We start from the raw sequence: 14,142 nt of genomic DNA on the forward strand, positions 1-14,142 counted from the left end.
CTTGAGGCTGCATCATGTTTCGCTGACGCGGTGCTTCGGTTCGCCGCCGAACCGCTGACCCCTTCGGCACCGGCCGGTCCCGGCCGGCGAAATGCGGCACCGGCCGGTCCCGGCCGGCGGAAGGATGCTTAGAACGAAATCGGACGGACGCACGCGATCCCGGAACGACCATGGCGACGGCGACCACCTACGTGATCCAGACCTTCGAGATGAAGCGCAAGCGCCTCGTGCCGGGCGCGCGCGACGTCGCCCCGACCGAGAGCGGCGCGCTCAAGCGCGCCGAGGCCATCGCGGCCCGCAAGCCCGGCGCGGCCGCCCTGCGGATCCGGGCCGACAGCGAGACGGGCGAACTGGAAGGCGTCGCGATCCTGGGCCGGTTCGGCGAGGTGCCGGACGACTTCGCCGAGATGATCACGGGGTCCTGAGCATCGGTCGCCGAAGCGGTCGCCGGCTCGGCGTCGAGCCGGCGGCGGTGCCGATCGGCGCCGTCCGGCGGGACGGCGGCGGGCGGTCCGGCCGGCGCGCCTCTAGCGATGGGCGTACAGGTAGGCCGCGATGTCCCGGGCCTGCGCCTCGGAAATCCCGGTGACCGGCATCGCCGTCCGGGGATCGAGGGCTCTCGGATCGACGATCCAGCGAACCAGGTTCTCGGGCGTGTTCGTCACGACCCCGCCGATGTAGACGCGCTCGGCCACGCTGCCCAGCGGCGGGCCGACCCGCCCCCGAGGGCCCGCGAGGCCCGGGATCTCGTGGCAGCCGGCGCAGCCGTGGCCGATCATCAGCGCCGGGGCACGGTCGGGGTCTCCCCCAGTCAGGTTCCTGGCAAGCTCGACCCGTTGACGCCGAAGGTCGATCCGGTGAGCGACGAGGCCGCCGGTGGCGAGGGCCGCCGCCGCGGCGAGGAGCGCGATCCATCTAAGCGGCATGGGCCTGCCTCGCGGTGTCCGGTCCTGAGCGACGGATCCAGATCCCGGCCAGCGTCAGGGCGGCCGCGGCGTAGACCAGCCCGGCCGGCACCCACATCACCAGACCGGCGAGCTGCTGATCCTCCAGGGGAGTCAGCCCCCACTCGGCGGCCGCCGCGACCTGGCGCGGGTACCAGAGCCGCGGCGAGACCGTCAGCAGGACTCCGAGCAGGCCCGTGTGGAGGCTCGTCAGGAAGAGGTAGAGGAAGGATGCCCCGTAGCCGCGGCTCCGGACGGGCCCGTGCAGCAGGGCCCACCAGAACAGGAGCGCCGAGAGCAGGAAACTGAGGTGCTGGAGCCAGTGCGCGAGGGCGTTCACCAGCACGAGATCGTAGAGGCCCGGCATGTGCCAGGCCCAGAGCGCCACCCCGTGGAGCAGCGTCGCCGAGAACGGCGTTCGCATGGACCGCCACGCGGGACCGAGGACCGGCAGGCGGACGACCCCGCCGACGCGCGGGCGCCAGGACGCGGGCAGGGCCCACAGCATCGCGCTGCCCGGGCGGGCGAGCACGAGCAGGGGAGCCGCGATCACCATCAGGAGCTCGTGCTCGACCATGTGGGCGGTGAAGAGACGTTCGCCCCACCCGTGCAGCGGGGACAGCAGGGCCAGGGCCAGCACGGTCCAACCGCTCCAGAAGCAGGCGACCTGCCAGCGGCGCACCCCGCGGCCGTGACCGGCCCGCCCCCACAGGCGCACCGTGCCGACCAGGAACAGCACGGCGCTGACGGAGAGCGGAGCGAGCACCCTCGGGTCGCTCGCCCAGGCGGGGCCGCTCGGCCAGAGCGCGCCGGGATCGCCGCCATGGGCCGAGCTGCCCGTCGGCAGGACGAGTGCCGCGGTGACCATCGCGGCGCAAGCTGCCCGGGCGCGGGCCTCCTTCGCCGCGGGCCGCCTCACCGCTCGCACCCGCTGAACACCAGCCCGGCGACGCCGTGAACCCCGATCACGACGGCGAACAGGAGCGAGACCAGCACGCCGATCGCGGCGATCAGCCGGTGAGGACGGCCGCCCTCGGGCGAGTCGAGGGAGGTCGCGCGCGACCCGTCCGGGGCCGGCACCGTGGTCGCGTCGGCCTCCGGCGGCCGCTGACAGGCGCGCCACGAGGCGTAGCTCCCGCCCAGGCTCGCCGCGACCAGAGCCGCCGCGAGGAGGGGGATCACCGGAAAGCGGTGGGCGCAGCTCCAGGGCGCGAGCGCGTAGTTCGCCTGCGTGCTCACCAGCCACGCCGTCGGGCCGGCGAAGATTCCGGCGGAGGGCCATCCTCCGGTCAGCCAGTTGCGCATCGCACCCTCACCAGCGCGGCAGCCAGTACACGGCCAGGTAGATCGGCAGCCAGGACAGCACGACGAAGTACCAGTAGAAGGCGTTGTCGCTCACGTCGCTGAAGCGCTTGCCGGTCGCGTGACGCGTGAACATCAGGGCGGTGAGCACCAGCGTGTCGCCCGCATCGGTGATCAGGTGCGTCAGGTGCAGGCCGAGCAGCACCCAGGTGATCGAGCCGTAGGCGTTCTGGTCCCAGTTCACGCCGAGGCCCGTGAACTCGTAGAGCCGGACGGCGGTCGCCGCGATCGCGACGAGGGACATGATCACGAGGTCGCGCCGCACGCGCCCGAGGTCCAGCGCCTGCGCGTCGCGGTCGGCCACCCGGTTCGGCCAGAGGCTGGCGAGCAGGAGCAGCGTGTTGAGGGTTCCGGCCCAGTGGTCGGGCGGCGCCGGCGCCAGGGGCCATTGCGGGTTCTGCTGCACCAGGTAGAAGCAGGCGCCGAGCGCGAGCGCGAACCCGGTGCCCTCGACGACGAAGAAGCCGAGCGTGCCCCACCACATCGGGCTCGTCGGGCCGAAGCCGTAGGTCGGGAGGGCCGAGACGTCCCGGGTCACGCGCGGCGCGTCGGCCCGGGCGGGTCGCGCCTCGGCGCGCAGGGTGCTCATTCCTCGTCCTCCGCCGCGGTCTTGGGCCAGAACCAGCCGGTGAGCGCCGCCGCGATCGGCAGCGCCCCCCAGAGCACCGCGTAGGGTGTGAAGATCGAGCCGATGAAGGTCACCCCGACGGCGATCGCCGCCGCGAGCGGCCAGATCGACGGAGCGGGCGAGGTCTCGCGCAGCTGGGGCTCGGCCTCGGCCACGCTGCTGACGACCAGTTCGCGATGGCCGACGCTCAGGCCGGTCACGACGGGCAGGCCGCCCCGCTCCGCCCAGAGCGGCTCGCGGTGGGTGACGAGCGGGATGCGGTCGAAGTTCTGGGGAGGCGGGGGGGACGCCGTCGCCCATTCGAGCGTGCCGGAGTTCCAGGGATTCGCGCCGGCGACGTCGCCGCGACGCAGGCTGGCGATCACGTTCCAGGCGAAGACGAGGAAGCCCGCGAACAGGATCAGCGCGCCCGCCGTCGAGAGGAGCTGCAGGTGTCCCCAGCCCATCTCGGGCCCGTAGGTGTAGACGCGGCGCGGCATCCCCATCAGCCCGCTGATGTGCATCGGGAAGAACGCGACGTTGAAGCCGACGAAGGTGAGCCAGAAATTCCAGGCGCCGAGCCGCTCGCTCAGCAGGCGTCCGGTGAATTTCGGGAACCAGTAGTAGATCGCACCGATCAGCGGGAAGACGTTGCCGCCGATCAGCACGTAGTGGAAGTGCGCGACGACGAAGTAGGTGTCGTGGACCTGGGTGTCGATCGGCACCGAGGCGAGCATGATCCCGGACAACCCGCCCGCCACGAAGATGAAGAAGAAGCCGGCCACGAACAGCAGCGGCGTGCGCCAGACCGGCCGCCCGTCCCACAGCGTCGCAATCCAGCAGAAGATCTGCAGCCCGTTCGGGATCGCGATCAGCATGCTCGACGCGGTGAAGAAGGCCGCCCCGAGCTGCGGCAGCCCGGTCACGAACATGTGGTGGACCCAGAGGCCGAAGGACAGGAAGCCGGTGGCGATCAGCGACAGGACGAGGGCGAGGTAGCCGAACGTCTCGCGCCGCGCGAAGGTCGGGATGATCGCCGACACGAAGGCGGTCCCCGGCAGGAAGATGATGTAGACTTCCGGATGGCCGAAGAACCAGAACAGATGCTGGTAGAGCAGCGCGTCGCCGCCCTCGGCCGGGTTGAACAGGTGCGTGCCGACCAGCCGGTCAAGGATCAGGAAGGTCGAGGCGAGCATCACCGCGGGCAGCGCGAACACGATGATGAAGGAGTTGACGAACAGTGCCCAGACGAAGACGGGAATGCGGTCCAGCGTCATGCCGGGCGCGCGTTGCTTGAGCACCGTCACGATGATCTCGATCGCGACCGCGAGGCCCGAGAGCTCCGTGAAGGTGATCATCTGCGCCCAGGTATCGGCGCGCTTGCCCGGCGAGTACTCAGGTCCGGAGAGCGGCACGTAGGCGAACCAGCCGACATCCGGCCCGATGTTGAGCAGGAACGACACCCACAGGAACAGCCCGCCCGAGAGGTAGACCCAGTACGAGAAGGCATTGAGGCGCGGGAAGGCGATGTTGCGGGTGCCGACCATCAGCGGCACGAGGTAGACGGCCATGGCCTCCCCGATCGGCACGCCGAACAGGAACATCATGGTCGAGCCGTGCATCGTGAAGAGCTGGTTGTAGGTGTCGGGACCGACGAGGCCGCTCTCCGGCCGGGCGAGCTGCAGGCGCATCACGAGGGCGGTGAGGCCGCCGAGGAACAGGAACAGGAAGGCCGTCACGATGTAGCGCCGGCCGATGATCTTGTGGTCGACCGTGGCGAGCGCGCCGAGGAGGCCGCGCCGGGTCCCCCAGACGCGGCCGAGCCGCGCGCTGAGCGCCGGCCCGTCGAGGTTCGTGTCGCGCAGGTCGCCGGTCGCGGACGCCACGTCGCTCATTTGAGCCCCTCGAGGTAGGCCGAGACGGTGTTCAGCTGGTCGGGGTCGAGCCTCACCAGGGGCATGTTCACCCCGGGCTTGATGCCGTGCGGGTCGACGATCCAGGCCGCCAGGTTGCCCCGGCTCATCGGCAGGGTGCCGGCGGCCAGGGTGCGGCGCGAGCCCACATGGGTGAGTTCCGGACCGTTGCGGCCGGCCGCGGCGGTGCCCCGCACCTGATGGCAGAGGGAGCAGGGCGCGGCGACGAAGGCCGCCTCGCCCGCCCGGGCCTCGTCGCTCCCGGGCTCCGGACGCGGTGCGGCCTGCCCCCGGCGCCAGCGGTCGAAGCTCTCCTCGTCCTCCGCGATCACCAGGAGGCCCATCTTGGCATGCTGCATCCCGCAGAACTCGGCGCATTGGCCGCGGTAGAGGCCGGGACGCTCGGCGGTGAAGTGGATCGCGTTGGTCCGCCCCGGGATGAGGTCCTGCTTGCCCGTCAGGCTCGGGACCCAGAAGGAGTGGATCACGTCCGTGGAATCGAGCGTCAGCCGCACCGGCACCCCGACCGGCACGTGGATCTCGTTCGCGGTGGTGAAGCCGCGGCTCGGCTCGGGGTCCTCGTACTGCACCTCCCACCACCATTGGTGCCCGATCACGCGGATCGTCACCCGGGCCGCCTCGTCGCCGAACAGCCGGCGCTGCCCGGCGTAGCTCAGACCGGTCAGGACCAGCACGACGAGGCCGGTCGCGACCGTCAGTCCCGCCACGAGCGCGGTCGCGCGCCGCTCGCGCCGCGGGTCGATCGCCAGCGGGTCGGCGGTCTCCGCCCTCCTCGCCCGAAAGCTCGCGAGGAGCGCGAGCATCACGGCCAGCCAGATCGCCGCCAGCACGGCGCTGAACAGCCAGAACAGCCACAGCAGATCCCGCGCCTGCGGGCTGACCGGGTCCAGGGGGGACTGCACGAAGGTGCAGCCCGCGAGCGGGAGGGCGAGGCCGAGGGCCAGGGCGCGCCGAGCACTCCCCCGCGCGCTCATCGGGGCATCTGCCCTGACGGCGGAACAATCCCACCCGAGACCGGCGGGCTCGGGCTGGTCCGGTTCTCGGAGGGATGCGGATGCATGCTGTCGCTGCGGGAGGGCGCCGCGCTCGACGGCACGTTCCCGCTCATCGAGCGGACATAGGCGGCGAGCTCCCAGATCTGGTCGTCGGGGATGCGCCCGCGGAACGAGGGCATGCCGTTCGGCCGGCCCTCGCGGATGGTCTGGACAATGTTCTCGATCGAACCGCCGTAGATCCAGCGGTCGTCGATCAGGGCAGGTCCCATGCCGCCGCCGCCCTGGGCGTGGCAACCGCTGCAGTTGAACCACGTGAAGAGCTTCTTGCCCTGGCTGAGGTGGTAGGCGTTGCCCTCGAACTGCTTGGCCCGGCCGCTGGTGCGGGTGGTCGGCAGCGCCTCGCCCGGCGACAGATCGCTGAGGGCGACCTGCTCCCGGGACTCCGCCCCGACGGGGCTCGGGCGCGCCTCGCGATCCTCCCTCTGGCAGGCCGCGAGGGCGAGCGCGGCGAGCGCCAGCTTGGCCGAAAGCCGGTTCATGGCCCCGCCTCGACCCGGCGCGTGCCGTCCAGGCGGGGCACGTCGTAGCGGAGGAGGATCGCGTCGATCTCGGCCCGGTGGCGCTCCAGCGCCGCGCCCACCTCCAGGCGCAGATCCTCGTCCCCCCGTCGCACCCCCATGGCCACGTCGAAGACCATCGGCCCTTTCGGCCCGTCGATGGCGGGCTCGATCGGTGCCACGCGCAGGGGTGGGTCCGCCCGCGCCGCGAAGTAGCCGGCCATCGGCCCCCACGCGAGGGCGACGTCGATCTCTCCGCTGGCCACCGCGTCGATGATGCGGGCGGGCGGGTTCGGCGCCGCGTAGTCACCCGTGAGGAGGTAGCCGCGCACGTTCCCGGTCATGCCCCGGCGGGCGAGCGCCCGCGCGGGCGGGGTGCCGGCCGCGTCCTTGCCGACGAGCTGCACGCCCACGGTCATGCCGGCCAGGTTCGGGTCATCGAGCGACCGGATCGAGGGGCCCCCGGGACGCGACACGACCACGAAGGACGAGCGGTAATAGGGCCGGGTCGGCCGCAGGGCCTCGAGCCCGACCGGGATTCCGGGAACGAGATCGCACCGGCCAGCCAGGATGGTGTTGCGCAGGAAGCCGCGCCGCTGCGCCCACCACGTGTAGGTCACGGTGGCGCCGAGATCGCGGGCGACGATGTCGACGATCCGGTTCTCGAACCCCTCCCCGCCCCGGTTCGAGAACGGCAGGTTGTTCGGGTCCGCGCAGACCCGCAGCTCGCGGGCGCAGGCCCCCGAACAGGCGAGGGCAGCGGCGCAGCCGCAGGCGAGCCTGAGCAGCCCGGAGCATCGTCCGACGAAGCGGATGCCGGTCCGTCGAGGACGATGCGGCAAGGCCGACGACCCGGAGCAGCGTCCGACGGCGACGCGATCGGGCGCCCCGCTAGGGAAGGGCGAAGTCATAGAGCATCCCTCCCTTCGTCGTGACCTGCTTCAGGTCGCGCATGGCGTTGAGGAAGCCCAGCGCGCCGGTGCCGTCGCGCGGGTCGAGGTCGGCGGAGACGATGACGCCGGGCCAGCCGCCCACGCCCGACAGGATGGCGACGTGCTGGTGCCCGTCCGGGCCGCGATAGGTGGTCGGCTGGCCGATGATCCCGGAGCCGGTCTTGAACTGCCACAGGACCTCGCCCGTGCGCGCGTTCACGGCTTTGAACCAGCCGTCCATGGTGCCGTAGAAGGTGACGTCGCCCGCGGTGACGAGGGTTCCGCTCCAGACCGGGAACTCCTCCCTGATCGACCACGCGGCGCGCTCGCCCGCGACGTCCCAGGCGGTGTAGACGCCGCGGTGGCCTCCGGGACCGGCCTTCATCCGGACTTCCGACCCGAGATAGGGCGTTCCCGCGATGTAATTCGCCTCCATATGCTCCTCATCCATGCAGAGGTTCGTATGGGGCAGGTAGAGGAGACCGGTGCGCGGCGAGTAGGCCGAGGGACTCCAGTCCTTGGCGCCCGAGGCATTCGGGCAGATGTCGCGCATCACCTTGCCGACCTGGGGCTTCTTTTCCGGAATGTACTGCAGCCGCCCGGTCTTGAGGTCGACGCCGGTGGTGGTGGTGATGGCGTGGAAGGGCTTGGCCGACAGCACCTCCCCGCTGGTGCGATCGAGGATGTAGACGTAGCCGTTGCGCTCCGGCCGCACGAGCACCTTCCGGGGCTGCCCCTTCCAGGTCATGTCGAGCAGGATCTGCTCGTTGATGCCGTCCCAGTCGTAGAGGTCGTGAGGGCTCCACTGGTAGAACCAGCGCGCCTGCCCCGTGTCGGCATCCCGCGCGAAGATGCCGGAGGTCCACTTGTTGTCGCCGGGGCGCTGGTCGGCGTTCCACGGACCGGGATTGCCGGTCCCGTGGTAGACGAGGTTGAGGTCGGGATCGTAGGACAGCCAACCCCAGACCGTGCCGCCGCCCTGTTCCCAGGCGTTGGGCGGCCAGGATCTGACACCGAGATCCTGGCCCTTGTCGGACTCGTAGAACGGCTTGAAGTCGGATCCGATCAGCACGTCCTTGTCGGGGCCGGTGTTGAAGGCCTTCCAGGCGACCTTGCCGGATTGCTGGTCGAGGGCCTGGATCCAGCCCCGCACACCCATCTCGCCGCCCGCGTTGCCGACCAGGACCTTGCCGTGGGCGACGAGCGGCGCCATCGTCATGGTCTCGCCCAGGTGGATGTTGCCGACCCTGGTCTTCCAGGCCTCCACGCCGGTTGCGGCGTCCACCGAGACGACGTTGCCGTCGAGCGTGTTGAAGAAGAGGTGCCCGTCCGCGTAGGTCGGCCCGCGGTTCACGACGTCGCAGCAGGCGACCCCCTGCGCGGCGGCCTCGGGCTTGGGATTGTACTGCCACTTGAGCGGCGCGCCGGGCTTCGTCAGGTCGAGCGCGTGGAGGATGTTGGGATAGGGCGAGAGCACGTACATCGTACCGCCCACCACCAGCGGCGAGGATTCCTGCCCGCGGTTCACGCCCACCGAGAAGGTGAACGCCACGCGCAGGCTCTTGGCGTTCTCCGGCGTGATCTCCGCCAGCTCGCTGTAGCGCGTGCTGGCGAAGTTCTTGGCCGGCATCGTCCACTGGCCATCGTCGGCGGGTGCCGCGGCGACCGGAGGGCGGGGATGCTCCTGGGCCCCCGACGTCGGGTCTCGCGCCGCCGTGGAAGGGGCGGGCTCCTGCGCGGCTGCCAGGATCGGAACGGAGAAGCCGACAAGGAAGCAGGTCCTTAGTACGAGCCTCTTCACGAGGGCCTCTCTCGCTGTGCGGGACAGCTCTCCCGCGACCATATCAAAAATCTGATGCTGAAACTAAGTTCCCGGATGGGGCAGTCTCGGCGCGAGACGGCCTCCGGACTTATCTTGTGTTAATCGACGAGAGGCGATGGCCGCTCAATTCCTGAGAATTCGACTGGGCTGAGCTCCGTCGTTTGAGCGGACATTCCCGCATCATGCCCCCTCGCGGGCGCCGCGAAGGATCCGCGCGGGCGGCACGGCCCCGGTCGGGACTGCGCCGGGTGCCGCCTCATGCGACATCCGGTTGATGGCTTCGCCATCTCGCATTTCGGCAAGGCGGATGTCGGCTTCGCTCAGGCGCCGCGCTCAGGCGCGTGATCCGGGATCCGCTTCGATCAAGCCGATCCCGGATCAGGCGTCCGCGCCGGGCTTCGTCCGGGACGCTTCCCCGTCCGGCGGGCCGCCCGCCGCGTCCGAACAAGCCGCCAGGACCTCGTCGCGCAGGGGACCCGGACCGACCCCCCGCGCCACGACGACCGCCCCGACCATCGCGGCGAGACGCCGGATGGCCGCGGCGCGCGCCCGCGCCGGGCCCCGCCCATCGGGTTCCGCGGCCGCGACGCGGGCGACGATGTCCTCGACCCCCCGCGCGAGGGCCGCCGCCACCTCGGCCGAGCCGCGGCCCGCATCGATCCCGAGGGCCGCGACGGGACAGCCCACGCCCGGATGCGCGACGTGGTCCGCCGAGAGGTACTCGGCCAGGTAGGCGGCGAGGGCCGCCGCCGCGCCCTCGCGCGCGCGGCGCCGGTCGAACCGGTCCGCGTGGCCCGCGAAGGCCGCGCCGAGGGCCGCGGCGACGAGGTCATCCTTGGACCGGAAGTGCTTGTAGAAGCCGCCATGCGTCATCCCGGCCGCCTCCATCACGTCGGCGATGCTGGTCGCCTCGATCCCGCGCTCCCGGAGCAGGCGCGAGGCCGCCTCGACGATGCGGACCCGGCTCGCCGCCGCGGCCTCCTTGGAGACGCGCATCCCTTCCTCCCCCCGCTGCCTGCCGGTTGACATTTAGATGATAGGTGACATCCTCGCAATTAGATGTCGATTGACATCCCATCTGCCCGGCGAGGTCGCCCCGATGTTCCCTGCCCTCTCCCGCCCCCTCCCCGCCTGCGCGACCGCTACGGGCCCGCCGCCCTCGTGACCGGAGCCTCGGACGGGATCGGACGCGCCTTCGCGCGTCAGCTGGCCGCGGCGGGGTTCGACCTCGTCCTCACGGCGCGCCGCGAGGCGGTCCTGACCGAGCTCGCGGGCGCGCTGCGGAGCCGCCACGGCGTCGACGTGCAGGTGCTGGCCGCCGATCTCGCCGAGGCCGAGCAGGTGGGGCGGATCGCGGAGGCGACGGCCGGCCGCGACCTCGGCCTCCTCGTCGCCGCCGCAGGCTTCGGCACGTCCGGCCCGTTCATCGAGGGCGACCTCGCGGCCGAGCTCGGCATGATCGACGTCAATTGCCGCTCCCTGGCTGAGGTGACGCACGTCTTCGCGCGCCGCTTCGCCGAGCGGGGGCGCGGCGGCATCGTCCTGCTGAGTTCGCTGGTGGCGTTCCAGGGCGTGCCCCGGGCGGCCAACTACGCGGCGACCAAGGCCTACGTGCAGAGCCTGGCCGAGGGTCTGCACGCGGAGCTGCGCGCGCGCGGCGTCGACGTCCTGGCCGCGGCGCCCGGCCCGGTCGTGAGCGGCTTCGGCGGGCGTGCCGGGATGCGGATCGCGGCGGGCCAGACGCCCGACGAGGTCGCGGCGGGCAGCCTGCGCGCCCTGGGACGGCGGGCCACCGTTCGCCCCGGCTTCCTGGCGAAGGCGCTGGAGACGGCGCTCACCCCGCTGCCCCGTTTCGGCCGGGTGGCGATGATGGGCCGGGTCATGGCCGGGATGACCGCGCGATGATGCCCGCTTCCGAGGGGCCCGCTCCCCTGCGCGCCGTGGCGGGCGGCGACGGCGTCGTCCCGCGGCTTCGCGGCGACGACCTGCTGGCGCTGGCCCGGGCCTGCGGCGCCGACGATTGCGGCCTGGCCTCGATCACGGATCCGGCGCTGCGCGAGGAGGTTCCCTCCGTGACGAGGGCCTTTCCGGCCGCCCGGACCCTCCTCGCCCTGGTCGGGCGCATGCACCGCGAGCCGGTGCGCTCCCCGGCCCGCTCGGTGGCGAACCTGGAATTCCACAGCTCGGGTCACGACCTCGACGGGGTCGCGCGCCGGATCGTGCGCCGGCTGGAGGATTCGGGCATCCGCGCGCTCAATCCGGCCATGGCCTTCCCGATGGAGGTGGACGATTTCCCGGCGCGGGCCTGGGTGGTCTCGCACAAGCGGTTCGCGGAGGCCGCCGGGCTGGGCCGGATGGGCCTGCACCGGAGCCTGATCCATCCCCGCTTCGGCTCCTTCGTCCTGCTGAACACGGTGCTGATCGCGGCCGAGGTCGACGCGCCCGGGACGCCCCTGGACGTCGCCCCGTGCGTGTCGTGCAAGCTCTGCGTGGCGGCCTGCCCGGTCGGGGCCCTGAAGCCGGACGGGGCGTTCGATTTCTCGGCCTGCCTGAACCACAATTACCAGCAGTTCATGGGCGGCTTCGCCAACTTCGTCGAGGACATCGCGGAGAGCCGCTCGGCCGCCGATTACCGCGCCAAGCACGGCTACGCCGAGACGGTGACGCGCTGGCAGAGCCTGTCCTACGGCCCGACCTACAACGCGGCCTACTGCATCGCGGTCTGCCCGGCCGGCGAGGACGTGATCGGCCCCTACCTCGCCGACAAGGCCGGCCACCTCCGCGCCGTCGTGGATCCGCTGAAGGCGCGGACCGAGCCGGTCTACGTCGTGCGCGGCAGCGACGCGGCCGCGCACGCGGCGCGCCGCTTCCCGCACAAGCGCCTCCGCTTCGTGCGCCAGGGCGCCCGGGCCACCACCGTCCAGGGCTTCCTGTTCGGCATGCCGCTGACCTTCCAGCCCGGGCGGGCCGGCGCCCTCTCGGCGGTCTATCACTTCGCCTTCACGGGGCGCGAGGCGGCGAATGCCACGGTGACGATCCGCGACCGGCGCATCACGGTGGCCGAGGGGCACCTCGGCCGACCGGACCTGCGCGTCACCGTCGAGGGGGCGGCCTGGCTGCGGTTCCTGAACCGGGAGGTCAGCCTGCTGCGCCTGCTCGCCACCGGCCGCCTGCGCCTGCGCGGCTCCCCGCGGCTGCTCGCCGCCTTCGGACGCTGCTTCCCGGCCTGAGCGGAGGCGGGATCACCCGACATCCGACGGATCGCGTCGCCATGCGGATTTGGGCTTCGCTCAAGCGCCGCGCGGGCTTGTGACACGCTGTCCGGAACTGATCGTCCGGACAGCGGATCACACCCCCTCGACGATGCGGATGTCGCGCTCGGCGCTGCCCGCCAGGAGGGCCAGCGCCTCTTGGTAGGCCGGGCTGTCATGGGCCGGGCTGTCATGGGCCGGGCTGTCATGGGCCGCGCGGGCCTGCTCCACGCTGTCGGACTCGATGAGCACGGTGCGCTGCGGGAGCCCGGCCTCGCAGACCTGGGCCGGCAACCCGCGGGCCAGGATGCGGCCGCCGGCCGCCGCGATCGCCGGAGCGCTGCGCCTCGCGTAGGAGGGTGCGCGTCGGCGCCGATGCGGCTCCGCGGCCGCGGCGTCAGGACGCGCTCTTGGTCGAGGCGATGGTCCCGTCGCGTCCGGAGCGCGGGTAGCCCCCCCGCACGCGGGCCCGGGCCGCGGCAATCCCCGCCGCGATCCCGTCCTTGCGCTCAGCCACGAAGCGCAGGACCGCCTTCTTCCTCAGCATGACCTTCGATTCGAGCCCGTGCCAGGAGATCGCCGCGAAGACGGAGGTCACGCAGAGGCTGAGCACGAAGTTCAGGTACCAGACGCGGTGGCCCGGCATCAGCTGGGTGACGGCCTGCTGCACGGGAAAGCCGTACAGGTAGAGCCCGTACGAGTAATCGGCCGCCCTCGTCAGCCACTTTCCTCGGAAATCCAAGAGACCAATGTATATAGTCACGTATGAAACGAAAACGGAGGCAAGATCCTCGGCAACGCGGCTCGATTGCAGGACGCAGAAGGCGTAAAGGCCGGTGCAGATCAGGAACAGCAGCGTGGAATGGGCGATGACTTCCTTATTCAGGTAGAGCGCGACGCCGAACATGAAGCACAGGACGAGCATCCTGCCCGGAGGCTGGGCGGCCGATGCCAAGCTGCCGCCGCTGTGATCCCTCATGATCAGCAGGACGAGGAAGGCCGCGAAGGCGCCGAGGAAGAGGCGCGGGCGCTGCGTGAGCCCGATCACGGCGGCGATGCTGATCGCCACGTAGCATTCCAGCTCGTGGGGGATCGTCCATAGCTGGGCGTTGACCAGGTTGGGTACCGGCAGATCATTGAACACCCCCGGCAACGTGAAATGCACGTCGCCGAATACGTTCAGCAAGTAGACATAGAACGTCTTGTCGGTGAAGTATCCGCGCAAGGTCAGAACCGTGAAGAGCGGGCCGAGGATCAGGGCCGAAATCACGACCTCCGCCGTGAGCGCGGGAAAGATGCGGATCACCCGGAGCACGGCGAAGGACAAGAGGTCGTTTCTCACCACGGAGCCGGCCACCAGGAAGCCCGAGAGCGCAAAGAATGCCGGGACCAGGAACCACACCAGGATCTTCAGAGGGCTGTGATACAAACTTTCCTCTACAACCAAGCCATAACTCGTCGCCACCGAATGCCAAAGGATGATACAAATAGACAAAGATGTACGCAATAAATCAAATCCCCGTGGCCGGCAGCTTGCCTGCTGCCATTTCACGTCAAGCGAAGTCATCGGATCGCTCCATTGCGGATCGATGTCAGGTCGCGGCCCGCAGCGGTTATCTAGGCATTCCTTCGAGCGCCGATGTTGACGGTCATCAAATCGGCCCGCCGGCGCGTGCTGCGCGGCATTTGCGCCGATTCGATTCCGCGGGCTAACCTTCGCGGCGTTCACGGGCCGATG

General features: G+C 71.0%; 15 protein-coding genes. 3 read left to right on the plus strand and 12 right to left on the minus strand.

Features of this window, described 5'->3' with window-relative positions; all coding sequences use genetic code 11:
• Positions 1-170: 170 nt before the first annotated feature.
• Complete coding sequence (locus QA634_RS15150; RefSeq protein ID WP_012332797.1) at positions 171-425, plus strand: hypothetical protein; 255 nt, start codon at positions 171-173, stop codon at positions 423-425.
• A gap of 102 nt (positions 426-527) precedes the next feature.
• Here QA634_RS15150 and QA634_RS15155 read toward each other — a convergent pair whose 3' ends face one another.
• From QA634_RS15155 to QA634_RS15200, 10 genes are all read right to left on the minus strand, one after another.
• Positions 528-926 carry a c-type cytochrome gene (locus QA634_RS15155; RefSeq protein WP_012332798.1) on the minus strand — a complete coding sequence of 133 codons (399 nt, stop codon included), beginning with the start codon at positions 924-926 and terminating at the stop codon, positions 528-530.
• Positions 916-1,812 (minus strand): cytochrome c oxidase assembly protein, encoded by an 897-nt coding sequence (locus QA634_RS15160; RefSeq protein WP_012332799.1) that lies wholly within the window; start codon positions 1,810-1,812, stop codon positions 916-918. The genes QA634_RS15155 and QA634_RS15160 overlap by 11 nt, the downstream gene beginning before the upstream one ends.
• Positions 1,813-1,859: 47 nt before the next feature.
• On the minus strand, positions 1,860-2,249 hold the full coding sequence (locus QA634_RS15165; protein ID WP_012332800.1) for a hypothetical protein: 390 nt from the start codon (positions 2,247-2,249) through the stop codon (positions 1,860-1,862).
• A 7-nt stretch (positions 2,250-2,256) separates the two neighbouring features.
• A complete protein-coding gene (locus QA634_RS15170) occupies positions 2,257-2,895 on the minus strand; it encodes a cytochrome c oxidase subunit 3 (RefSeq protein WP_012332801.1) in 639 nt (212 codons plus the stop codon).
• Positions 2,892-4,808, minus strand: coding sequence for a cytochrome c oxidase subunit I (gene ctaD / locus QA634_RS15175; protein ID WP_012332802.1), 1,917 nt, complete (start codon positions 4,806-4,808; stop codon positions 2,892-2,894). Before ctaD ends, QA634_RS15170 begins: the two co-directional genes overlap by 4 nt.
• The gene (gene coxB, locus QA634_RS15180) at positions 4,805-5,821 is read right to left on the minus strand and encodes a cytochrome c oxidase subunit II (RefSeq protein WP_012332803.1); all 1,017 of its coding nucleotides are present in this window, start codon (positions 5,819-5,821) and stop codon (positions 4,805-4,807) included. Before coxB ends, ctaD begins: the two co-directional genes overlap by 4 nt.
• Entirely contained in the window at positions 5,818-6,381 is a 564-nt protein-coding gene (locus tag QA634_RS15185) for a c-type cytochrome (protein WP_012332804.1), read from the minus strand. Before QA634_RS15185 ends, coxB begins: the two co-directional genes overlap by 4 nt.
• Positions 6,378-7,241 (minus strand): substrate-binding domain-containing protein, encoded by an 864-nt coding sequence (locus tag QA634_RS15190; protein ID WP_012332805.1) that lies wholly within the window; start codon positions 7,239-7,241, stop codon positions 6,378-6,380. The genes QA634_RS15185 and QA634_RS15190 overlap by 4 nt, the downstream gene beginning before the upstream one ends.
• Before the next feature lie 49 nt (positions 7,242-7,290).
• On the minus strand, positions 7,291-9,132 hold the full coding sequence (locus tag QA634_RS15195; protein WP_012332806.1) for a methanol/ethanol family PQQ-dependent dehydrogenase: 1,842 nt from the start codon (positions 9,130-9,132) through the stop codon (positions 7,291-7,293).
• Between the two features lie 399 nt (positions 9,133-9,531).
• Entirely contained in the window at positions 9,532-10,149 is a 618-nt protein-coding gene (locus tag QA634_RS15200; RefSeq protein ID WP_012332807.1) for a TetR family transcriptional regulator, read from the minus strand.
• A gap of 165 nt (positions 10,150-10,314) precedes the next feature.
• Between QA634_RS15200 and QA634_RS15205 the strand changes: the two genes are divergently transcribed.
• Positions 10,315-11,058 carry an SDR family NAD(P)-dependent oxidoreductase gene (locus QA634_RS15205; protein WP_283027505.1) on the plus strand — a complete coding sequence of 248 codons (744 nt, stop codon included), beginning with the start codon at positions 10,315-10,317 and terminating at the stop codon, positions 11,056-11,058.
• Positions 11,055-12,383 carry an SCP2 sterol-binding domain-containing protein gene (locus QA634_RS15210; protein ID WP_012332809.1) on the plus strand — a complete coding sequence of 443 codons (1,329 nt, stop codon included), beginning with the start codon at positions 11,055-11,057 and terminating at the stop codon, positions 12,381-12,383. Before QA634_RS15205 ends, QA634_RS15210 begins: the two co-directional genes overlap by 4 nt.
• 117 nt (positions 12,384-12,500) lie before the next feature.
• Here the strand turns inward: QA634_RS15210 and QA634_RS15215 are convergent, their stop codons facing one another.
• Positions 12,501-12,887 carry a DUF1330 domain-containing protein gene (locus QA634_RS15215; RefSeq protein WP_265576614.1) on the minus strand — a complete coding sequence of 129 codons (387 nt, stop codon included), beginning with the start codon at positions 12,885-12,887 and terminating at the stop codon, positions 12,501-12,503.
• Positions 12,802-14,133 (minus strand): acyltransferase family protein, encoded by a 1,332-nt coding sequence (locus tag QA634_RS15220; RefSeq protein ID WP_265576615.1) that lies wholly within the window; start codon positions 14,131-14,133, stop codon positions 12,802-12,804. The genes QA634_RS15215 and QA634_RS15220 overlap by 86 nt, the downstream gene beginning before the upstream one ends.
• Positions 14,134-14,142: the final 9 nt, after the last annotated feature.

This window comes from Methylobacterium sp. CB376, from assembly GCF_029714205.1.
GTDB lineage: Bacteria > Pseudomonadota > Alphaproteobacteria > Rhizobiales > Beijerinckiaceae > Methylobacterium.